Here is a 20,386-nt window from a genome sequence, read left to right on the forward strand (position 1 = left end):
TTGTCAGGCTGTGGCGTCGTGCGAACGCGCGATGGTCAACGCCGCATTCACCAGGGCCAGGTGGCTCAAGCCCTGCGGGAAGTTACCCAGAAACGACCCATCCGAAGCATCGATCATCTCGCTGTACAGCCCGACGTCGTTGGACATTTCCACCAACTGGTCCATCAGGGCCGTGGCCTCGTCGTCTCGGCCGACGCACGACAGCGCCGACACTCGCCAAAACGCGCAGGCCACGAACGTGACCTCTTCCTCGGCCACTCCGCTGTAGCGGTACATCAACGGCCCGGCACCGAGCTCCTCGCCGAGCGCATCGATCGTGGCCGAAATACGTTCTCCGCGATCGAAATTCATCTCCGCTGCCAACAGCACCGACGCGTCGAGCCCGTCGGCTCCCGGGTACGCGAGGTATGTCTGCCGCTCCTCGGACCAGCACTCGGTTTCGATGTACCGCCGTATGCACTCCTTCTCGGCTTTCCACCGATCCGGTATGCCCGGGATCTCCCCGGCTTCGGCCAGGTGCACCGCGCAGTCCAGTGCCTGCCAGCACCCCAGCTTCGAGCTCGTGTAGTGCTGCTCCACCTCGAGCTCCCAGATACCGGCATCCTTGCGCTGCCACGAGTCGCAGGCCTCGTCCGCGATGGTCGCCAACAGCCGACCGGTTTGCGCGTCGAGAATGTTGCCCGCGTCCACGTACTGCCGAATGATCGAGAACAGGTCTCCGAAGATCATCAGCTGGAGTTGGTCCGCCGCGGCGTTGCCGTTGACCACCGGTCCGATGCCGCGCCAGCCGGGCACGTCGGGCTGCTCTGTGCCGCCCGGCAATTCGCCGCCGAGGGTGTAGAACACGTTCACCAACGGATCGTTGACTCGAATGACCTTCAACAGCCACGCGACCGCCGCATGGATTTCCTCACGCAGACCGAACCGTTGCAGCGCCCGAATGGTGTACGCGGCGTCGCGAACCCAGGCGTAGCGGTAGTCCCAGTTCTTGCCACCGGTGCGATTCTCGGGCAGTGACGTGGTCGCTGCCGCCGCGATAGCACCGGATGGGCTATGCAGCAACAGCTTCAACGCCAACGCGCTGCGAGCGACGTGCTTCGCCCACGGGCCCTCGTACGAGAACTCGTCCGACCAGACGCGCCAATTGTCGATGGTCCGGTCGATGCCCTCGTCGAGGTGTTGAGGATCCGGCAGAGGCAGTGGCTCGTTCTCGGTTCCGACCACACCGATGACGTGACGCGAACCCGAGCGCGTGGTGAAGATGCCGCTGATGTCGCGATCCGCGAGCTGCACGTCTTCGATCCCCAAAGTCCGGACTGCCAGCGTCAATCCGTCGACGCGCAGGACGGTTCCGTGCTCGGTGTCGTACGCCCACGGCGACGCGATACCGAGCATCGTCCCCGGTGCGACGGACCACGTCATGTCCACTGTTCCGTCCAGTCCGTCGATGCGGCGCGCCAACTCCACCCACGGCAATCGCCCGGCCACACCTGTGTTGAGCGAGTCGGTGATTCGGACCGTACCGCCGTCGGTGCGGAACGTGGTGGTCAGAACGTTTGTGCCGGGCACGAATTCGCGCTCGACGGTGAACTCGCCTCTGGGCGTCAGTTCGATGTACCCACCGTGCGGGGCGTCGAGCAGCGAGGCGAACGGCGGTGGCGAATCGAGATTCGGTACCGGGAACCAATCGATGCGGCCGTCGTCGGCGATCATCGCGACGGTCCGGCCGTCACCGATCGCGCCGTAACTTTCGATGGGGACGTACCCGTCGACCCTCGGACAAGGCTTTCGGAAGTTGCTCAAGCACTTGCCTTGCCGGCAAGGATCGGGCTCTCGGCGAGGTGTTCCAGCAGATCGGCCGGGTCGTCGAACACTGCCACCGCACCCGCGTCGAGCAGCTCTGCGCGTGAGATACCGCCGCTCAGCACGCCGATGGCCCGCACCCCTGCCCGGCCCGCGGATTCGATGTCCCACACGCTGTCTCCCACCATGATCGCGTGTTCGGCGTCGACGCCGGCGCGCTCGAGCGCAACACCGATGATGTCGGGCTCCGGCTTTGCCACCTCGGCGTCCTCGCCGGATGTCACCACCGCTACCGAATCCTCGACCTCGAGCAGATCACGCAACGTCGACAGCTCGGACTCCGGAGCGGACGTCGCGAGCACCACGGTGACCTCGCGAGTGTTCAGCTCTGCCAACAGCTCCCGTGCACCCGGCAGAATTTCCAAGGTCTGCGACGCGGCCGCGTAGTACTCCCCGTGCAGGGTTTTCGCTTCCTGCGCGAGCGCGCTGTCGGACGAACCGACCAACGCCTCCAGCAACTTCGACCCGTCCATCCCGATACTGCGATGAATGCGCCACGACGACACCTCGTGCCCGGCATCGCGGAACGCGCGGGACCACGCGTCGACATGGACGTAATTGGAATCGACGAGCGTGCCGTCGATATCGAACAACACCGCGTCGACCTTCGGAGCACTTTCAGACATGGGCGTACGAATACCCATGGGCTGTACACGCAAACAAAACGGGCCCCTCACCACCGGTGAGGGGCCCGCATCGAATTCAGGTTTCAGCTGGCCTGGGCCTGCCACATCCAGTGCAGCTGCTCGAGCCGAGCAGTGATGGCGATGAGCAGGTCCTGCGTCACCGGGTCGGCTTCCGCGGTATCGGCGACGCGTCCACGCAGCCGGTCGACGACGGCAGCGATGTTGTCGACGATGGCCGGCACCACTTCGCTGTCCTGGGTCCACCCGGCACCGAAGCCCTTGGTTCCGGCCGTCGAGGAGACGGTGGCTGCCCGGCCGTCCGGGCTGACACCGATCGCGGTGGCGCGCTCGGCCGCCTGATCGGTGAATTCACGTGCAGCAGTGACCAGTTCGTCGAGCTCGAGGTGCACGGACCGGAAGTTCTTGCCGATCACGTTCCAGTGCGCCTGCTTCGCGATGAGCGAGAGATCGATCAGGTCGACGACGGTGCCCTGCAGAGCGTCGCCCGCGATCTTCTGCTGACCTGCGTCGAGGGTGCTGGTGATGGGGTTCGTCATGATGTGGCCTCCCTGCCGTTGTACGACGGTGTGCATCGCACGCCATTATTGTGCTTCCGTCTGTATTGCACAACGGCGGCGCCGCGCCGGTTGTTCCGGGATCGGCGTCGTTGTGACGCCGATCCTAGGAACGTCCGGATCAGACCTTGGCGGCCTCGTCGGCAGGATCGTCGATCGCGCCGGCACCGGTGGTGGGAGCGGTCTCGTTCTGCTGCGACCGAACACCTTCCTCGACCTTCTTGCCGAGCTCGGGGTCGACGTTGGTCCAGTACTCGAACACTCGGCTCAGAACCGGCTCGCTGACGCCGTTGAGGACGTGTCCGACGATGTTCCCGACCAGACGCTCGCGCTGCGCATCGTCCATGACCTCGCGGACGAGGGCTCCAGCTTGGACGAAGTCGCCGTCCTCGGGGTGCTCGATGTAGCCGGTGCGGACGAAGCGAGGCTCGAAGTCCCACGCTCCGTCGTCGCCGTACTTGTTCGTGTCCGCCGACGGACCGCCGAAGGAGTTCGGCGCGTAGACGGGCGTCTCCGGAGAGTTGAACGAGTACCGCATGTTGCCGTCCTTGGAGTACGAGTTGACCTCGGACTTCGGGGCGTTGACCGGCAGCTGCGCATAGTTCGCTCCGATGCGGTAACGATGCGCGTCCGCGTAGGAGAACACGCGGCCGAGCAGCATCTTGTCGGGGCTGAAGCCGATGCCGGGCACGGTGTTGGACGGCTCGAACGAGCTCTGCTCGATCTGTGCGAAGAAGTTCTCCGGGTTCCGGTTCAAGGTCATCTTGCCGACCTCGATGAGCGGGTAATCCTTCTGCGACCAGACCTTGGTGAGATCGAACGGGTTGTACTTGTAGTTTTCGGCCTCGTCGTACGGCATGAGCTGGACCTTGAGGGTCCAGCTGGGGAAGTCGCCGTTCTTGATGGACCCGAACAGGTCCTGACGGTGGTGGTCGGGTGACGTACCCGCAACCTCGTCGGCCTTGTCCTGCGTCAGGAAGTCGATGCCCTGATCGGTCTTGAAGTGGAACTTCACCCAGGTCTTCGTTCCGTCCTCGGCGATGAGCTGGTACGTGTGCGAACCGAAACCGTCCATGTGGCGGAACGACTTCGGGATGCCGCGGTCACCCATGAGCCACGTGACCTGGTGCGCCGACTCGGGCGAGAGGGTCCAGAAGTCCCACTGCATGTTGTTGTCACGCAGACCGGAGTCGGGCATGCGCTTCTGGCTGCGGATGAAGTCCTGGAACTTGATCGGATCCTTGACGAAGAAGATCGGCGTGTTGTTGCCGACGAGGTCCCAGTTGCCTTCCTCGGTGTAGAACTTCAGCGAGAAGCCGCGCGGATCACGCCAGGTGTCGGGGCTACCCTGCTCGCCGGCGACGGTGGAGAACCGTGCCAGCATCTCGGTCTTCGCGCCGGGCTGCAACGCCTTCGCCTTGGTGTACTTGCTGATGTCACCGGTGATCTCGAGCTCGCCGAACGCGCCCGCGCCCTTGGCATGCACGACGCGCTCCGGGACTCGCTCGCGGTTGAACTGCGCCATCTTCTCGATCAGGTAGTGATCGTGCAGCAGGATCGGGCCCTGTGCGCCGGCGGTGAGCGACTGATCGTCGCTGGCTACGGGGATTCCCGAGTTACTGGTGGTGGGCTTGCTGGTGGTCGGCTTGGTCATACGAAGCCTCCTGATGGCTGTATCGAGTCCGAGAGGGCTGTCCCGGACGAAATCTGTGCGGCCGAGGGCGCGGCCGGATTCTCATGGGGAATGCCCGTACTCACGCGGCATAAACCCTCGAGCTCGACCACCAGCATGCCATCAATCTGTACTAAGTCAAGAAAAGGATTGCCGTCAGGGCACCAGCCGCGCCTCACCCGTCCGCATCGAACCCGACACGATCTGCAACCCGAAATACGTGCCCGACGGCATCCAGCGATCGAGCGTCGGCCCCGACGCATCCACCTGCACTCGGGCCAACCTGGCTTTCCCCTTCAAGCTCGCGACGCCCAGAGCCGATCCGCCGGGCACCGGCTGCGCGAACCCGATCGATCCGCGCATCGGAAATGCGGGCCCGAAGCCGCGGGAGCCGGTCCGCACCGACCAGTCCCCACCGCTGACCCCGGCCTTGTTCAGCACGTCGCCGTCGAACTCGGCCAGCACCTTGGGCAGATGCCAGTTGGTCCTGCCGCCGTGCACCGACGTCGCGGAATCGACGGCGATGAACGGCACCGACATGCGCGGAATCTTTCCGACGTCCCGGCGCAACACCGGGCTCGCCAGTATCTCGCGGTAGGGACCGACGGGTGACGTCATGTAGTCGACGACCATGCACATCGTGATCGGCAACGTCTTCGCGCCGGCGGGAGCGAAATCCGACGACCGGGCGCGATGCCACCAGATCGTGGCCCGGACGTTCGCCGGCCACGGCGCTGCGGGGCTGACCGGCCAATCGGTGCGCTCGGTCTCCGACTCGGCGACGCTCCACATCAGGAGTCCCTCCCCACGACGGTCAGCGGCAGGCGCAGCGCGCCCGGCGCGGTCACCGGCACCACCGGGTTGGACGGCTGAACCGGTGCCACCTCGACATAACCCGAGCCGACGGCAGGCCTACGGTCCGGCTCACCCTTGTTGGGCCACAACGCCATTGCCCGCTCGGCCTGCGCGGTGATGGTCAGAGACGGATTGACGCCGAGGTTGGCGCTGACGGCAGACCCGTCGAGCACGTGCAAGCCCTCGTACCCGTACACCCGCTGGTAGCCGTCGATCACACCGGTGTTCGGTGAATCACCGATGGCGCAGCCGCCGAGGAAGTGCGCGGTCATCGGAATGTTGACGATCTCGGCGATCGACCCGCCCGGATCGCCGCCGATCTTGTCGGCGAGCAACCTGATGGCCGTGTGCCCCTGCGGAATCCACTGCGGCGGGGGATCGCCCGCCCCGGGCCGACTCGTCAGTCGACGCCCGAACGGCCCCTTCTTCGAGCCCAGCTCGAGGGAGTTGTCGTCGGTCTGCATCACCAGAGCGATGACGGTGCGTTCGGACCACCTGTGGACCGACAGACTGCGGGCCGCCGCGCCGGGGTGACGCAGCGCCACTCCGAGCGTCTTGAGAATCCGCGGCACCTTGCCGCCGCCGTCACTGAGAACGGTTTGCAGCAGCCCGATCGCGTTGCTGCCCTTGCCGTATCGCACCGGTTCGATGTGCGTGTGATCGTCCGGGTGGAACGACGAGGTGATCGCCACTCCCTCGTGGTAGTCGACCTCGCGTCCGCGCGCCGTTGCGGCCAGTACGGCCTCGGAGTTGGTACGTACCAACGAACCGATCTTGTTCGACAGCCGCGGCAACGAGCCCTTCTCCTTCGCGGCGAGCATGAGCTTCTGCGTTCCGTAGGTGCCGGCCGAGAAGACCACCTGATCGGCGGTGATCGTCTTCTCCTTGCGGCGCAGCTTGCCGCCGGTGCGGCGCGTCACGACGTCGTAGCCGCTGCCGTTCGGGCGGACGTCCACGACGGTCGTCAGCGGAAGGATGTGTGCGCCTGCACGTTCGGCGAGGTAGAGGTAATTCTTGACGAGGGTGTTCTTCGCGCCGACGCGGCAACCCGTCATGCACGAACCACACTCGGTGCACCCGGTCCGCTCCGGGCCGGCACCACCGAAGAACGGGTCGGGTGCAGTCTTGCCACGGTCACCGAAGTAGACGCCCACCGGAGTAGAGGTGAACGTGTCGCCCACGCCCATGTCCTCGGCGACCTCCTTCATGACCTTGTCCGAGGCAGTGATCGTCGGGTTCGTCTCGACCCCGAGCATCCGACGCGCCTGGTCGTAGTACGGATTCAGTTCACGCTTCCAGTCCGTGATGGCACCCCACTGCGGGTCCTCGAAGAACTTCGTCGGCGGCTGGTACAGCGTGTTGGCGTAGTTGAGCGAGCCTCCGCCGACGCCTGCCCCCGCCATCACCAGCACGTCGGGCAACAGGTGGATACGTTGGACGCCGTAGCAGCCGAGCGCCGGAGCCCACAGGTACTTACGCAAACGCCAACTGGTCTTGGGCAATTCGTGATCGGCGAACCGTCGGCCGGATTCCAACACCGCCACCCGGTAGCCCTTCTCGACGGCCCGCAGCGCGGCGACGCTCCCGCCGAACCCGGAGCCGATGATCAGTACGTCGTAGTCGCTCATGCGGAAACCGCCTTCTTGTCTGATTCACGGGTGTCGGAGACGAGTCGGTAATTCGAGGTGTCGAACGTTCGCGTCTTGTTGCGGAACCGGAACGTGTACGTGGGCCACATCGTCGAGTTACGTCCGTTGGCGTCAAGGTACCAGCTCGAGCAGCCGCCGGCATTCCAGACTGTGCCGTCGAGAGAAGAGTCGACCCACGAGTTGTGCTGCTGCTGAGCGGATTCGGACACCTCGACGGCGGTTGCATGATGGTCCCGCATCTCGCTGAGCGCCGAGACGACGTAATTGGCCTGCGACTCGAGCATGTAGACGATCGAACTGTGCCCGAGATTGGTGTTGGGGCCGTACATCAGGAAGAGATTCGGGAACCCGGCGACAGTGGTACCCAGGTGGGCCTGCGGGCTACCGCCCCAGCGCTCCGCGAGAGTACGACCATCGCTGCCGCGCAACAGATGCGACACCGGCGGTTCGGTCGGGGTGAACCCCGTCGCGAAGATGATGGTGTGCACCTCGTAGTTGCGGCCCGACGCGTCGACGACGCCGTTCTCGGTCACCGACGTCAGGCCCGATGTCACCAGGTCGACGTCGGGTCGATCCAGCGTCCGCAGCCAATCATTGGACAGCAGAAGACGTTTGCAGCCGGGTGCGTAGTCGGGGGTCAGAGCCGCCCTCTTCGTCGGGTTCTTGACCTGACGCTTCAGATTGGCCTTCGCGAATGCCTTGACGGCGGGCAACATCCACGGGTTGTCGGCCAGAACGGTCACGTATGCCTCGCGGTACCCGTAGATGATGCCGCGAACCGCGCGATGAGCCGCGGGGACCTTCTCGTACAGAGTCCGCTCGACCCGGCCGATGGTGCGGTCCAGGCGCGGGATGACCCAGGCCGGTGTGCGTTGAAAGACGGTGAGCCGCTGGGCCTTGTCGACGATCTCGGGCACGAACTGCACCGCCGACGCTCCGGTGCCGATCACGGCGACGCGCTCTCCGGTGAGATCGTGCTCGTGGTTCCACGTCGCGGAGTGGAATACCGTTCCCTGGAATGTGTCGATGCCCGGGACGTCCGGGATCTTCGGCGTCGACAGTGCGCCGGTGGCAGCTATGAGAACTCTGACGCTCGCCGCGCCCTTCGAGGTCTGCACGGTCCACCGCTGGTCCGTGTCACTCCAATCGGCCGACAGCAGTTCGCAATCGGTGACGATGCGATCCCGCAGGTTCAGCCGCTCGACCACCGATTGGAGGTAGTCGAACAGCTCCGGTTGGCGCGCGAAGGTGTGACTCCACTTCGGGCTCGGCGCGAACGAGAACGAGTACAGCGACGTCGGGACATCGCACGCACACCCGGGGTAAGTGTTGTCCCGCCATGTGCCGCCCACCTCCGACGCTCGCTCGATGACGGTCACGTCGGCACTCGGATCGGCGGCGAGGATCTTCGCCACCGCGGCGAGGCCGGCGAAACCGGCTCCGACGACGAGCACGTCAAGTTGTTGGGGCAGTGCGGAATTCACGAGTCCATCACCTTTTCGGACCAGACGGGGAGGAGCCGTCCGCGCAGCTGCGCGTCGGCTTCGGGGGTACGGAACAGAGCCGATACAGCGAGCCCACGTGCCAGCTCGACGCTGAGCTCGATGGACTCGGTGGACATGCGGCTACCCATGACGATCTGAGCGCCGCTCTGGATGGCCTCGGCGACGCGGCGCTCGAGCGGAACCATTGCCTCGTGCAGAGCCGGATCGGTACGTGCCGCGACCCACAGCTCGAGCGCGGCATAGAACAGCGGGCCCGAGAACGCGTCGACGAGGATCTCGGGTCCGCGTTCCGGATCGGGCTCGGCTTCCAAGATTTCGGACAGGCGGCGGTCGACGAGATGCTCGACGGCAGCGGTCACCAACGTCTCCTTGGTCGGGAAGTGGTGCAGCTGCGCTCCACGGGATACTCCGGCACGCCGCGCGATCTCCTGCGTGCTGGTCTTCGAGAAACCCAGCTCGACGAGGCACTCGATGGCTGCATCGAGCAACTTTGCGCGGGTCCCCGCGGTGCGTTCGGCCTGCGTACGGCGCGGGGTAGGCGCGCCGTCGTTGAGCCCTGTGTCGGTAGTCACACTTCGCACAGTAGCGTCAAAACAACAAACAGTCCAGCCTGACTTTAAGTTTTGTCACAACTGCGCTCATCCGCCTCCACGACCGCCGACAGACCCGCGCGAAGGTCCCGGACGAAGTAGTCGCGCCGTTCGAGTGAAGGGAAGTGACCGCCGGCGTCGGGTGCCCGCCATCGAACGATGCGCCGGTACCTCTGCTGGGCCCATGGCAGCGGGCACTTCGCAATGTCCCGGGGATATGTCGTGATCGCGGCCGGGACATCGACGCGGAGGTCCGGGTCGAGTGAGTGGTGGCTTTCGTAGTAGATGCGGGCCGACGACGCCCCGCTACGTGTCAACCAGTACAGGGTGACGTTGTCGAAAAAGTCCGTGCGAGAGATCGTCTCGAACGGACTGCTCTCGGTGTCCGTCCACTCCGCGAACTTGTCGAGAATCCAGGCCAACAGCCCGACCGGGGAATCGACGAGTGAATACCCGATCGTCTGCGGCTGCGTCGCCTGCAGTGTCGCGTAGGCGATGCGATCACGGTCGAACTCTCTGGTGTGCTGAACCCAGCCGAGCTCCTCGGCCGTCAGTCCGTCCGTCGACAACCCGGGCGGCGCTTCGGCGTAGGTCGTGTGGATTCCGATGACCTGCTCAGGGAATCGGCCGCCCAGGATCGTGGTGACGACACCTCCCCAATCGCCCCCGTGGGCGAGGAACCGGTCGTAGCCGAGACGGCCCATCAGCTCGACCCACGCGGCCGCGATCTTCTCGGTGTCCCACCCGGTCGTCGCAGGTTTGTCGCTGAACGCGAAGCCCGGAAGAGACGGGACCACGACGTGGAATGCACGTGCCGAGAGGTCCGACGGATCGGCCAGTTCGTCGATGATGTCGAGGAATTCGACAACGCTGCCCGGCCAGCCGTGCGTCACGATCAACGGCGCTGCGTCACTCCGCGGTGAACGACGGTGCAGGAAATGAATCCCCACGCCGTCGATCGTCGTGCAGAACTGCCCGACTCGGTCGAGCCTCGACTCGAGCGATCGCCAGTCGTATTCGGTGCGCCAGAACTCGATCGCGTCCGTGAGCTCGGTGAGCGGTACCCCCTGCTCCCATCTGCGCGCGCCGGCCACGGTCTCGGATTCGGGCAGGCGAGCCGAGTCGAGCCGTGCGACCAGATCGGCGAGGTCGGCGTCGGTTGCGCGCCACTCGAACGGGCGGGCATCGGGCTTGTCGACGCGCATCATGAAGCTCCTTTGTTTAGTTGAACCGGCTAAGGCAGTTCTAACAGCGCAGACGGCTTGGCGCAACCGGCTAAGGTGGTTCTATGGCAAGGAGCTTCCCCGATTTCCGACCCGGCAATGTCCTGTCGACGGCATTCACCGGAACCCTCACCGAGCGTCGCGGCGATGCCGTCGAACGAATCCCTGTGCCGGAACGGCTCGCCGACTGGTTGACTCTCCACGGACTCGCCGTCGAATCCTGCACCGACTCACAGCTCGACGCGGCTCGGAAGCTACGGGAAGCGATCCACCTCTGCGCTACTGCAGCCGCGACTGGAGATCGACTGCCCACTTCCCCCGTTCGCATTTTGAACGACCACAGCCTTCGGGGTCGGGCGTCGGCAATCCTGTCGCCGTCGGGTGTCCGGCAGTGGCAGTTGACGGCTACGACGGCGGTCGAAGACGCCCTCGGTGTCATCGCAGCCGACGCAATCGACATTGTCGCTGGTGAGCGAGACGGCACGGTGGCGTTGTGCGCATCCCCTACGTGCCGCGCGGCGTTCTTCGACACCAGCCAGAGCCGCAGTCGAAAATGGTGCGACATGAACACGTGTGGAAACCGTCAGAAGAAGGCCCGCATGGCGGCCAGCCGTGGCACCACATCGTCGCGCTGACGTCGACCACACTGGCATTCGTACGCTGCTTCGACGGAGGGAATACACGATGACCGGTCATTCCGTGCGCCCCGAGGACATACTTCCCGACGGAGCCGAAAGAGCGTCGTTCGACGGGCTCCCGATACGGAAAGGCACCGTGGCGGCGTTCGTCGCGAATGCGCGCGCGCTCCGCGACGTGGAACCCGGGACCGAGGCTCACGACGAACTGATCGCGACGCTGAAAGAGCTGGCACCGCAGCTGGCGGCAATCGGAGTGTTCGAGGTGTTCGAGCCACGGGACCCGCAGATCGCCCACCTGGTGGACGTCGCGACTCACACCGACTGACCGACAGTTTGTGCCGACTCGCCGCGGGCAATACCCCGGCCATGGCTCTCCCCTCGCACGGCCGCTTCGAGTACTCCCCCATCGTCGATCGGCCTCGGTTCGAGTGGCCCGGCGGCGCGCGTCTCGCGGTGTATGTCGCGGTCAACTGCGAGCACTTTCCGTACGACGACGGGCAGCCCGGCCTCGGTTACACGCCTGCGATGGACCAACCCAACACGTACAACTGGGGCTGGCGTGAATACGGCAATCGCGTCGGCGGCTTCCGCATCGCAGAGACACTGCAGCAGTGCGGAATTCGACCGACATTGCTGGTCAATACCGAGGTGTACGAGCACGCCCCGCAGCTGACCGCGGCGTTCCGAGCACTCGACGCCGAGGTCGTCGCACACGGCCGAACGAACGCGGTGCAACCGAACGATCAGGACGAGGACACCGAACGTCGCTCCATCGAGGATGTCACCGCCGCGATCGAACGACACGAGGGAGCACCGCCCAGAGGATGGATGAGCCCAGGTGCCAACCCGAGCCGCGTCACCGAGGACATCCTCGCGGAGCACGGTTACCAGTACACCTTGGACTGGCCCGTCGACGACCAACCGGTGTGGCTACAGACCCGCGGCGGCCCGCTGCTCAGCGTCCCGTATCCCCACGAGATCAACGATCTGCCGATGTTCGTCCATCACCATCAGACCGCAGAAGCGTTCGAGCACAACATCATCGGCAGCTTCGACGAGCTGAAGGAGAACTCGGCAAGGCAACCGGTGGTGCTCGCGATCTCCGTGCACACCTTCCTGACGGGACAGCCCTACCGACTGCGACGGTTCCGTGCTGCACTCGAGCACCTGACCGCCAACAACGACGGCGTCTGGTTCACCACCCCCGGCGACATCGCGGCGCACTACCGCACGGTTGTACCTCCCGTCCGATAGATCGGCTGGACCGCTGTCGGCGTGGAGTCAGGCTGCTCGTTGTTTTCGTCGGTGGTAGCTGGGGAGGGGTTCCTGTCTGGGGTCGACGGATTCGGGTGGGATGGCGTACGGGTGTCCGTCGTCGCCCATGAGCAGTTGCCAGTCGCCGTGATGGACGAGGCGGTGGCATTCTCCGCAGACCAGCGCGAGGTTGATCAGGTCGGTGCGGCCGCCGTGTTCCCAGAATCTGATGTGGTGGGCTTGGCACCACTGGGCTGGGCGGCCGCACATGACGCAGCAGGTGTCGCGAATGGTCAGGGCGATGCGTTGGTCGTCGGAGGCGAGTCGGGTGGTTCGTCCGAGCGCGAGTGGTACGCCGTGGTGGTCGACGATGACGGGGGTCAGGTCGGCGTCGCAGGTGACCAGCTCGGCGAGGAAGCGGCTGATGGGGCCGGTCCAGTCGAGGTGGAACGGCCAGTCCGCGTCGCCCGGCTCGGGGACAGACTTCTGCCCGGCACCATCACCATCGGCTGAAGCTTCGCCGCAAGCAGCAGCGACTCCCCTCTCGGGCACAGACTTATGCCCGGCGTTACTGCCACCGCCGCGAGGACCAGCGTCGCCCGGGTCGGGCGCAGTCTCCTTCCCGGCACGGTCGAAATCGCCACCGTCACCACCGGACGCTGCTTCGCCGCGAGCAACCATACTCCCTGGGCTGGAGGCAGACCTATGCCCGGCGCTACTACCACCGCCACCATGGCCACCGGCTGACGCTTCGCCGCAAGCAGCAGCGCCTCCCCTCTCGGGCACAGATTTCCGCCCGGCACCACCACATCCGGATGTCGTTTCGCCGTGAGCAGCGATATCCCCTCGAGCCACTCCATGCGGACGCGAGCCGTTGCTGTCGCCGCCGTTCGAGGAGCTCCCCGCGCCCGTACCGGTGTCGCCCGATTCGGTTGCGGTGCTACCCGATTGCTTGTTGTCGCCGTGGGCGAGCAAGTCCCGCAGGGGGACGATCAGGTGTACCGACGCCCGCGACCCGCCCGCCGACCCCCGGGTGCCGCCGCGGAGGTGTCGGTCGAGGATCTGATCGAGTGCATCGGCCCGGCGCTTCGACGGGCTGCGTGGGTCGCGCTCCCCGCCGGGACCTGGTCGCGGTGCTGTCAACTGCGACAGAGCGGTGAGAAGTTTCTCGGCGAGCAACCGGTCGATGTCGCCACCGAACTGGAAGCGGCCGTTGGCCAGAGCATGCAGGTCGAACCGGTTCAGTGCCGAGTTCTCCGACACCGGTCGCGGTGCAGGTGTCGGCGGAACAGGCTCGGGTGCAGGCGGTTCCGGATCGGGCAGCCGGCCGGTAGCGGTCGCACCACCATCTTTCCGCCGCTCCTGATCATGACGCTCGCGTTCCTGCTGTTCCTGCTCGCGTCTTTGTTTCTCGGCTTTCGTGTGTCGTGCTCGGGCGTCGTCCGCGGCCGCATGCGCCAAAGCCTGCGCGCGGGAGGTCACCTGCCCCGCGGTGTTGCGCATCGCGGTGTCGAGCAATTCGTCGACAATTCCGTAGCGCCGGTCCTGATCCAACGTCGGGTCGGCCACCAGGACGACGTCGTATCCCTCGGCAATCGCGGCGGCATGTGCGGCATGGATGCGGCCGTCGGCGAGGGCGTCGAGCACGGTGGGGTGATCGAACAGCCAGTACCCCAGTGCGTTCTGGCGGGCGGCGGATCCGTCGGTGATCCGCACCGACTTCGCGTACCAGCGGGTGACGGACGAGTGCCCGAGTTTCATTGCCAAGCCGCGGCGGTCTATCTCGGCGAGCAACGTCAATCTAGTTGCGGCGAGAGCGTTTTCGAGTGAGGTCACGTCAGCAAGCTCGGAGACCAATTCCTGGTCCCCGAGCTCGAACACATCCCCCCATGTCTTCACCCCACGAAAGCTATACCCACCCACCGACAGACTTTTTCGATGACTCCGTCACAGCGCGCGCATGCTGTTGTTCCGCGCATTGTGGGTGAGCTCTGCAAGGCCGAGCTCTTCGAGTAGCGGTGGCAAATACATGCCGAAGCGGCCGCGGTATCCGTTCCTGAGCCCGTACCAACCACCGACCGGGTTGTCCGGCGAGCACCCCCATGCTTCGACCGTGTCCGGCGCAGCCGGCTTCTTCTCGTCAGCGGCACCGAGCAATACCCAGTCGCCACGTTCGGTGAGCCAACCGTGCAGGTCTTCGATTGCCTCGATGCGGTATCGAAGAGTCGTCGACCCCACCTGGCACACGAGGGCAGGTGGCTCGTGGTCGGGATCACGGTACATGGTGTACGCCGAGGTGCCGGGGGCGGTGGTGAGAGCCCACGGGTCGGATTTCGTTCCGCTGGTCATGGCCTGGGTCCGTTCAGTTGTCGCAGTCAGCCGACGGGCAGAAAGACCGACCGAGCACGGTGATTGCCTTACACGGCACGGTCAGTGTGGGCCGACCTGACGGCGAATACAACCAACTCTCGACCCGGGACAGGTTCGGGGTCGTGCGTCACGGAGCGACGGTGCGGTACCGCAGCATCATTTCGTGGTCCTCGTGGTCGAGCATGTGGCAGTGCCACATGTACCCCTGCAGTTCGGACGGACCCGCAGCCGGCATGTCGTGACCGCTCATGTCGTGACCGCCGTGGTGTGCGGCCGGTCCCGCGAACATGGCGTCGGGATCGAAGCCGAGTTCGTCGGCCGTCGGGAATCGAACGAGGATCTGGGTAACGGTGCCCGGGTACGTGTTGACGGTGTCTTTCCACCCGGCTTCCCAGGTGGCCGGCGGCACCGAGGGTCCGGTGAGGAACTTCTCCACCGGCGGAGCCCATTTGGTGCCGAACGTCGGCCGGGGGAAGTCGCGTTGGTACGCCGCGAGGTCGATGGGGATACGCCCCAGCGTCCGGAAGTGCGCCAGGTGCAGGTGAATTGGGTGCGGCTCCACCGTCGTGTTGACGATGTTCCACATCTCCACGGTGCCCTGCTTGGGCATCTCGATGTCCGGGTCGGAGTACCGCAGGTTGTTCAAGTTCATCAGCGTCATGTCGAGGTTCAGCCCACCGGAGGGCTGGTTGACGGTAACGGTGCGCGTGAAGGTGGGTGTCGGCAACGCGGGCAACAGATCCGGCTGCCCCTTTCCGCCGCGCAGCAACGACGGCATCCCGCCCCGGAACCCCGCCGCGGACGCGACGCGGAACTGGCAGAACATCGGCATCGGGACGGCTCCGAGGGACGCGGCCTGCGCGGGCGGAGGCTCGTCGTTCAGCAGCTCGACGAGGGCACCTGCCTCGACGGCTCCGAAGTCGACGAGGATGTCGGCACGCTCGGCGGGCGCGAGCCGGATGCTGGTGGTCTCCACCGGAGCGTCGAGCAATCCACCGTCGTTTCCGATGACCCAGAATCGTAACTTGTTGGTGAAGAAGAGGTTCCACACGCTGTACGACCCGGCGTTGACGAGCCGCAGCCGGTACATGCCCCGGGCCACTTCCATCGTCGGCCAGATCTTGCCGTTGACGACGCCGACGTCGCCGGTACCGCCGCCCTCCCACTTACCCTGCGGCACAGTGATATTGGAGCGGATACTCATGCTGCCGTCTGGATTCATGATCTTTTCCTGCAGCACCAACGGCAACTCGAATTCGCCCGAGGGCAGACCGAGGGCGTTGTCGGATGTGCCGGTGTCCCACCGATCACGGACGAGGTTCATCCCGAGCAGGCCCGCGTAGACGTTGATGCGCGTCATCGACATAGCGTGGTCGTGGTACCACAGCCCGGCAGCATCATTGAGCCCGGAAAAATTGTGAGTCATCGACTCACCCGGGCGCACCAGCATCTCGGAGTGCCCGTCGCTCGCGGGTTCGGTGACGGCACCGTGCAGGTGCAGTGCCGTCGGCGTCATCGTGCGATCCATCTCGCTCATGCCGTGCAGCGAGGTGTCTACGTCGGCGGCGAGTGGGTTGCCTGCGGTGGTGTTGGAGTACTTCAGCGTCCACGGCTCGCCCTGCTGCGATTCGATGGTGGGCCCGAGGTAGTCGCACTGACCGTAGCCGAACGTAGGCCCGGGCCTGAGATCGGCGTGGAAAGAGTGGGTGGCGCTGTGCGCGTCGAGGGAGATCTCGGTACCGCTGATCAGCGGCAACCGCGGTAGCTCGTCACGGAACGGCGTCAGCTGCGGCGAATGGAACAGCAGTGGGCTCTGCCCTCGGAGGAAGTCGTCGGCCAGCGCTCGACGCGTCGTCGACGCCACGGGTATCGCGGCTGCTCCGGCTGCCACTGCGGCCGCCGCCAGCCCACGTAGGGCGGTGCGTCTGGACACGGAGCCGCTCACCCGGCCACCTTCCTCCTGGTTGTGATGGGGCCCATACTATGTGCTGGTCGGCTACCGCCGTCACCCCACACTCGGATCGTCCGGCACGTTCCTGCCGGTGGAGGGATCTATTTCGTCATGGCAACAATCTCGTTCGAGCGCACGACCAGGCTTTTTCCCGGCTCCGACACCCCCGCGGTGAACGAGCTCGACCTGCACATCGAGGACGGTGAGTTCCTCGTTCTGGTCGGCCCCTCCGGGTGCGGCAAGTCGACGTCGCTCCGGATGCTCGCCGGGCTCGAGGAGGTCAACTCGGGACGCATCCTCATCGGCGGCAAGGACGTCACCAATTCCGAACCCAAGGATCGCGACATCGCGATGGTGTTCCAGAACTACGCGCTGTACCCGCACATGACCGTCGCCGAGAACATGGGGTTCGCCCTCAAGCTGGCGAAGGCGAACAAGGAGGACATTCGCACTCGCGTCGAGGAGGCCGCCAAGCTACTCGACCTCGAGCCGTACCTGGACCGCAAGCCCAAGGCGCTCTCCGGCGGCCAGCGGCAGCGAGTTGCCATGGGGCGCGCCATCGTTCGGCAGCCCCAGGTGTTCCTGATGGACGAGCCGCTGTCCAATCTCGACGCCAAATTGCGGGTTCAGACGCGGACGCAGATCGCTCAGTTGCAGCGTCGGCTCGGCACCACAACGGTCTACGTCACGCACGATCAGGTCGAGGCCATGACGATGGGTGATCGCGTCGCCGTACTGAAAGGTGGTGTGCTGCAACAGTGCGCCACACCGCGTGAGCTGTACCGAACCCCGGTCAACGCATTCGTCGCCGGGTTCATGGGCTCACCGTCGATGAATCTGTTCCGCGCTCCGGTCACCGACGGCGGCGTCCGCCTGGCCGATCAGGTAGTCCCGGTCCCACGTCAGACCCTCGGTTCCGCGACCGAGGTGATGTTCGGCATTCGTCCCGAGCACATCGAAATCGCCGACAGCGGAATTGCTCTCGAGATCGACGTCGTCGAAGAACTCGGCTCCGAGGCCTTCGTGTTCGGCCGCGCGGACATCAACGGCCGGACCGAAACCATTGTCGCTCGGGCCGATTGGCGCAGCCCGCCCGAGAAGGGCGACCGCGTTCACGTCCGCATCGACGAGGCCCATGCGCACATCTTCGACGCCTCCGCCGAAGGTCACCGCCTGAACTGACCGTCGTGCGCGTTGTGCGTACCCCTGGGTACGCACAACGCGCACGACGTCAGACCAGCAGCTCGGCGATCTGAATGGTGTTGAGCGCGGCACCCTTACGCAGGTTGTCGCCCGAGACGAACAGGGCGAGTCCGCGGCCCTCGGGGACGCCCGGATCCTGACGGATGCGGCCGACGAGGGAGTCGTCCTTGCCTGCGGCTTCCAGCGGCGTCGGTACGTCGACCAGCGAGACACCCGGTGCGGAGGCGAGCAGTTCACGAGCGCGTTCCACTGACAGCGGTGAAGCGAACTCGGCGTTGATCGACAGCGAGTGCCCGGTGAAGACCGGAACGCGCACGCAGGTGCCACTGACCAGCAGGTCGGGCAGTCCGAGGATCTTGCGCGATTCGTTGCGTAGCTTCTGGTCCTCGTCCGTCTCGCCGGATCCGTCGTCGACCAACGCGCCGGCCAGCGGCAGGACGTTGAAAGCGATGGGCGCGACGTACTTGTTCGGGGCCGGGAAATCGACCGACGAACCGTCGTGCACCAGTTTTTCGACGTCGTCGATGACGGCGCGTGCCTGAGTGGCGAGCTCGTCGACGCCGGCGAGGCCGCTACCGGACACCGCCTGGTAACTCGAAACGATCAACCGCTGCAAGCCGGCTTCGTCGTGCAGCACCTTGAGCACCGGCATGGCGGCCATGGTGGTGCAGTTGGGGTTGGCGATGATGCCGCGGGGCGGGTTCTTCGCGGACTCGGGGTTGACCTCGCTGACCACCAGCGGCACATCGGAGTCCTTGCGGAACGCCGACGAGTTGTCGATGACGGTGGCACCTGCGGCAGCGAATCGCGGTGCCTGCTCACGCGAAAGCGTGGCACCGGCCGAGAACAGTGCGATGTCGATACCGGTGAGGTCCGCGGTGGACGCGTCCTCGACGATGATCTCCTCGCCGCGGAACGGCAGCTTCTTGCCCGCCGAGCGTGCGGAGGCGAAGAATCGAACGGTGTCGGCGGGAAAGTTGCGCTCCTCCAACAGGGTTCGCATAACGGCACCGACCTGGCCGGTGGCTCCTACGACTGCAACTGTGGTCATGGCTATCGTCCTGTTCCTGCGTGCACGACGGCTTCTTCGTCGCCGCCGAGATCGAAGGCGGCGTGCAGTGCGCGTACGGCGTCGTCGAGCTGAGTGTCGCTGCACAGCACCGAGATACGGATTTCGGAGGTGCTGATGAGATCGATGTTGATGCCGGCGTCGGCGAGGGCCTCACAGAACGTCGCGGTGACGCCGGGGTGGCTCTTCATACCGGCACCGACGAGCGAGACCTTGCCGATGTGGTCGTCGTAGAGCACCTGCGCGAAGCCGATATCGGCCTGCAGCTTGGTGAGCTTCTCCACTGCCGTCGGGCCGTCGGCCTTGGGGCAGGTGAAGGTGATGTCGGTCTTGCCGGTGTCGATCTTGGAGACGTTCTGCAACACCATGTCGATGTTGATCTCGGAGTCGGCCACGGCGCGAAAGACCTTGGCGGCGTAGCCCGGTGTGTCGGGCAGACCGACGACGGTGACCTTCGCCTCGCTGCGATCGTGTGCGACGCCGGTGAGAATTGCTTCTTCCACTGGAATGTCCTCCATAGATCCGGAGACGATCGTTCCGGGTTTGGTGGTGTACGACGAGCGCACGTGAACGGGAACGTTGTAACGACGGGCATATTCGACGCAGCGCAGCATGAGCACCTTCGCGCCGCAGGCTGCCATTTCGAGCATCTCCTCGAACGAGACGGTCTCGAGGTGGCGTGCGTTGGGGACGATGCGCGGGTCTGCGGTGAAGATGCCGTCGACGTCGGTGTAGATCTCGCAGACGTCGGCGTTCAATGCCGCGGCGAGCGCGACGGCGGTGGTGTCGGACCCACCACGACCGAGCGTCGTGACGTCCTTGCTGTCCTGGCTGACGCCCTGGAAGCCGGCGACGAGCACGATCGAGCCCTCGTCGAGAGCGCTGCGGACGCGGCCGGGGGTGACGTCGATGATCTTGGCGTTGCCGTGCACGCTGGTGGTGACGACGCCTGCCTGGGAACCGGTGAACGACCGTGCCTCGGCGCCGAGCGAGTGGATGGCCATCGCGACCAGTGCGTTGGAGATGCGTTCACCCGAGGTGAGCAGCATGTCCATCTCGCGAGCAGGCGGGGCCGGGCACACCTGCTGTGCCAGGTCGAGCAGTTCGTCGGTGGTGTCGCCCATCGCCGATACGACGACGACAACGTCGTTGCCCGCCTTCTTGGTCTCGACGATTCGTTCAGCGACGCGTCGGATACGTTCGGCGGTCCCCACCGACGATCCACCGTACTTCTGGACGATGAGAGCCACGCGTTTTACCTCCGCTGGATAGCCGACAATCGTTCGATTGTCCGCGGGTCACCTTACCGAGCGAATGCCCCGAGCAGTGGGCCGGGTAGCTCC

Annotated in this window: 18 protein-coding genes; 4 read left to right on the top strand and 14 right to left on the bottom strand. The window is 65.3% G+C overall.

Features of this window, described 5'->3' with window-relative positions; genetic code table 11:
• Positions 1-3 precede the first annotated feature (3 nt).
• The 9 genes from CH281_RS08255 to CH281_RS08295 form a co-directional block, all read right to left on the bottom strand.
• A complete protein-coding gene (locus CH281_RS08255; protein ID WP_032373789.1) occupies positions 4-1,803 on the bottom strand; it encodes a glycoside hydrolase family 15 protein in 1,800 nt (599 codons plus the stop codon).
• A complete protein-coding gene (locus tag CH281_RS08260; protein WP_032373788.1) occupies positions 1,800-2,489 on the bottom strand; it encodes an HAD family hydrolase in 690 nt (229 codons plus the stop codon). Before CH281_RS08260 ends, CH281_RS08255 begins: the two co-directional genes overlap by 4 nt.
• 83 nt (positions 2,490-2,572) lie before the next feature.
• Complete coding sequence (locus tag CH281_RS08265) at positions 2,573-3,046, bottom strand: Dps family protein (RefSeq protein WP_027494510.1); 474 nt, start codon at positions 3,044-3,046, stop codon at positions 2,573-2,575.
• Positions 3,047-3,185: 139 nt separating this feature from the next.
• Entirely contained in the window at positions 3,186-4,718 is a 1,533-nt protein-coding gene (locus CH281_RS08270) for a catalase (RefSeq protein ID WP_027494511.1), read from the bottom strand.
• A 174-nt stretch (positions 4,719-4,892) separates the two neighbouring features.
• Positions 4,893-5,528, bottom strand: a complete 636-nt coding sequence (locus CH281_RS08275; protein ID WP_032373787.1) for a hypothetical protein — start codon at positions 5,526-5,528, stop codon at positions 4,893-4,895.
• The gene (locus CH281_RS08280) at positions 5,528-7,219 is read right to left on the bottom strand and encodes a GMC oxidoreductase (RefSeq protein ID WP_032373786.1); all 1,692 of its coding nucleotides are present in this window, start codon (positions 7,217-7,219) and stop codon (positions 5,528-5,530) included. Before CH281_RS08280 ends, CH281_RS08275 begins: the two co-directional genes overlap by 1 nt.
• Complete coding sequence (locus CH281_RS08285) at positions 7,216-8,724, bottom strand: flavin-containing monooxygenase (RefSeq protein WP_256983396.1); 1,509 nt, start codon at positions 8,722-8,724, stop codon at positions 7,216-7,218. The genes CH281_RS08280 and CH281_RS08285 overlap by 4 nt, the downstream gene beginning before the upstream one ends.
• A complete protein-coding gene (locus CH281_RS08290) occupies positions 8,721-9,326 on the bottom strand; it encodes a TetR/AcrR family transcriptional regulator (RefSeq protein WP_370878638.1) in 606 nt (201 codons plus the stop codon). Before CH281_RS08290 ends, CH281_RS08285 begins: the two co-directional genes overlap by 4 nt.
• Positions 9,327-9,361: 35 nt before the next feature.
• Positions 9,362-10,540 carry an epoxide hydrolase family protein gene (locus CH281_RS08295; RefSeq protein WP_094693993.1) on the bottom strand — a complete coding sequence of 393 codons (1,179 nt, stop codon included), beginning with the start codon at positions 10,538-10,540 and terminating at the stop codon, positions 9,362-9,364.
• Positions 10,541-10,623: 83 nt separating this feature from the next.
• Here CH281_RS08295 and CH281_RS08300 point away from each other — a divergent pair, with 83 nt between their 5' ends.
• The 3 genes from CH281_RS08300 to CH281_RS08310 are packed head-to-tail and all read left to right on the top strand — an operon-like array spanning position 10,624 to position 12,450.
• Positions 10,624-11,193 carry a CGNR zinc finger domain-containing protein gene (locus tag CH281_RS08300; RefSeq protein ID WP_094693704.1) on the top strand — a complete coding sequence of 190 codons (570 nt, stop codon included), beginning with the start codon at positions 10,624-10,626 and terminating at the stop codon, positions 11,191-11,193.
• 49 nt (positions 11,194-11,242) lie between these two features.
• Complete coding sequence (locus tag CH281_RS08305; protein WP_094693706.1) at positions 11,243-11,521, top strand: hypothetical protein; 279 nt, start codon at positions 11,243-11,245, stop codon at positions 11,519-11,521.
• A gap of 41 nt (positions 11,522-11,562) precedes the next feature.
• Entirely contained in the window at positions 11,563-12,450 is an 888-nt protein-coding gene (locus CH281_RS08310) for a polysaccharide deacetylase family protein (RefSeq protein WP_032369293.1), read from the top strand.
• A gap of 27 nt (positions 12,451-12,477) precedes the next feature.
• On the opposite strand, the gene CH281_RS27255 is transcribed toward CH281_RS08310, so the two are convergent.
• The 3 genes from CH281_RS27255 to CH281_RS08330 form a co-directional block, all read right to left on the bottom strand.
• Positions 12,478-14,286, bottom strand: a complete 1,809-nt coding sequence (locus CH281_RS27255) for an HNH endonuclease signature motif containing protein (protein WP_256983397.1) — start codon at positions 14,284-14,286, stop codon at positions 12,478-12,480.
• Positions 14,287-14,397: 111 nt separating this feature from the next.
• Entirely contained in the window at positions 14,398-14,799 is a 402-nt protein-coding gene (locus CH281_RS08325; protein WP_094693708.1) for a DUF6855 family protein, read from the bottom strand.
• Between the two features lie 148 nt (positions 14,800-14,947).
• Complete coding sequence (locus tag CH281_RS08330) at positions 14,948-16,765, bottom strand: multicopper oxidase family protein (protein WP_094693710.1); 1,818 nt, start codon at positions 16,763-16,765, stop codon at positions 14,948-14,950.
• Positions 16,766-16,882: 117 nt separating this feature from the next.
• Between CH281_RS08330 and CH281_RS08335 the strand changes: the two genes are divergently transcribed.
• The gene (locus tag CH281_RS08335; RefSeq protein WP_032364567.1) at positions 16,883-17,953 is read left to right on the top strand and encodes an ABC transporter ATP-binding protein; all 1,071 of its coding nucleotides are present in this window, start codon (positions 16,883-16,885) and stop codon (positions 17,951-17,953) included.
• 49 nt (positions 17,954-18,002) lie between these two features.
• Here CH281_RS08335 and CH281_RS08340 read toward each other — a convergent pair whose 3' ends face one another.
• Positions 18,003-19,025, bottom strand: a complete 1,023-nt coding sequence (locus tag CH281_RS08340) for an aspartate-semialdehyde dehydrogenase (RefSeq protein ID WP_032364568.1) — start codon at positions 19,023-19,025, stop codon at positions 18,003-18,005.
• A gap of 2 nt (positions 19,026-19,027) precedes the next feature.
• On the bottom strand, positions 19,028-20,293 hold the full coding sequence (locus CH281_RS08345; RefSeq protein ID WP_027494523.1) for an aspartate kinase: 1,266 nt from the start codon (positions 20,291-20,293) through the stop codon (positions 19,028-19,030).
• Positions 20,294-20,386: the final 93 nt, after the last annotated feature.

Source organism: Rhodococcus sp. 06-221-2 (genome assembly GCF_002258365.1).
In the GTDB taxonomy this organism is placed as follows: Bacteria; Actinomycetota; Actinomycetes; order Mycobacteriales; family Mycobacteriaceae; genus Rhodococcoides; species Rhodococcoides fascians.

What these genes read in the sequence shown, in the direction of transcription:
- CH281_RS08260 (WP_032373788.1), bottom strand. Translation starts at nt 2,489, where the DNA reads ATGTCTGAAAGTGCTCCGAAGGTCGACGCGGTGTTGTTCGATATCGAC.
- CH281_RS08265 (WP_027494510.1), bottom strand. Translation starts at nt 3,046, where the DNA reads ATGACGAACCCCATCACCAGCACCCTCGACGCAGGTCAGCAGAAGATC.
- CH281_RS08270 (WP_027494511.1), bottom strand. Translation starts at nt 4,718, where the DNA reads ATGACCAAGCCGACCACCAGCAAGCCCACCACCAGTAACTCGGGAATC.
- CH281_RS08275 (WP_032373787.1), bottom strand. Translation starts at nt 5,528, where the DNA reads ATGTGGAGCGTCGCCGAGTCGGAGACCGAGCGCACCGATTGGCCGGTC.
- CH281_RS08280 (WP_032373786.1), bottom strand. Translation starts at nt 7,219, where the DNA reads ATGAGCGACTACGACGTACTGATCATCGGCTCCGGGTTCGGCGGGAGC.
- CH281_RS08295 (WP_094693993.1), bottom strand. Translation starts at nt 10,540, where the DNA reads ATGCGCGTCGACAAGCCCGATGCCCGCCCGTTCGAGTGGCGCGCAACC.
- CH281_RS08300 (WP_094693704.1), top strand. Translation starts at nt 10,624, where the DNA reads ATGGCAAGGAGCTTCCCCGATTTCCGACCCGGCAATGTCCTGTCGACG.
- CH281_RS08305 (WP_094693706.1), top strand. Translation starts at nt 11,243, where the DNA reads ATGACCGGTCATTCCGTGCGCCCCGAGGACATACTTCCCGACGGAGCC.
- CH281_RS08310 (WP_032369293.1), top strand. Translation starts at nt 11,563, where the DNA reads ATGGCTCTCCCCTCGCACGGCCGCTTCGAGTACTCCCCCATCGTCGAT.
- CH281_RS08325 (WP_094693708.1), bottom strand. Translation starts at nt 14,799, where the DNA reads ATGACCAGCGGAACGAAATCCGACCCGTGGGCTCTCACCACCGCCCCC.
- CH281_RS08335 (WP_032364567.1), top strand. Translation starts at nt 16,883, where the DNA reads ATGGCAACAATCTCGTTCGAGCGCACGACCAGGCTTTTTCCCGGCTCC.
- CH281_RS08340 (WP_032364568.1), bottom strand. Translation starts at nt 19,025, where the DNA reads ATGACCACAGTTGCAGTCGTAGGAGCCACCGGCCAGGTCGGTGCCGTT.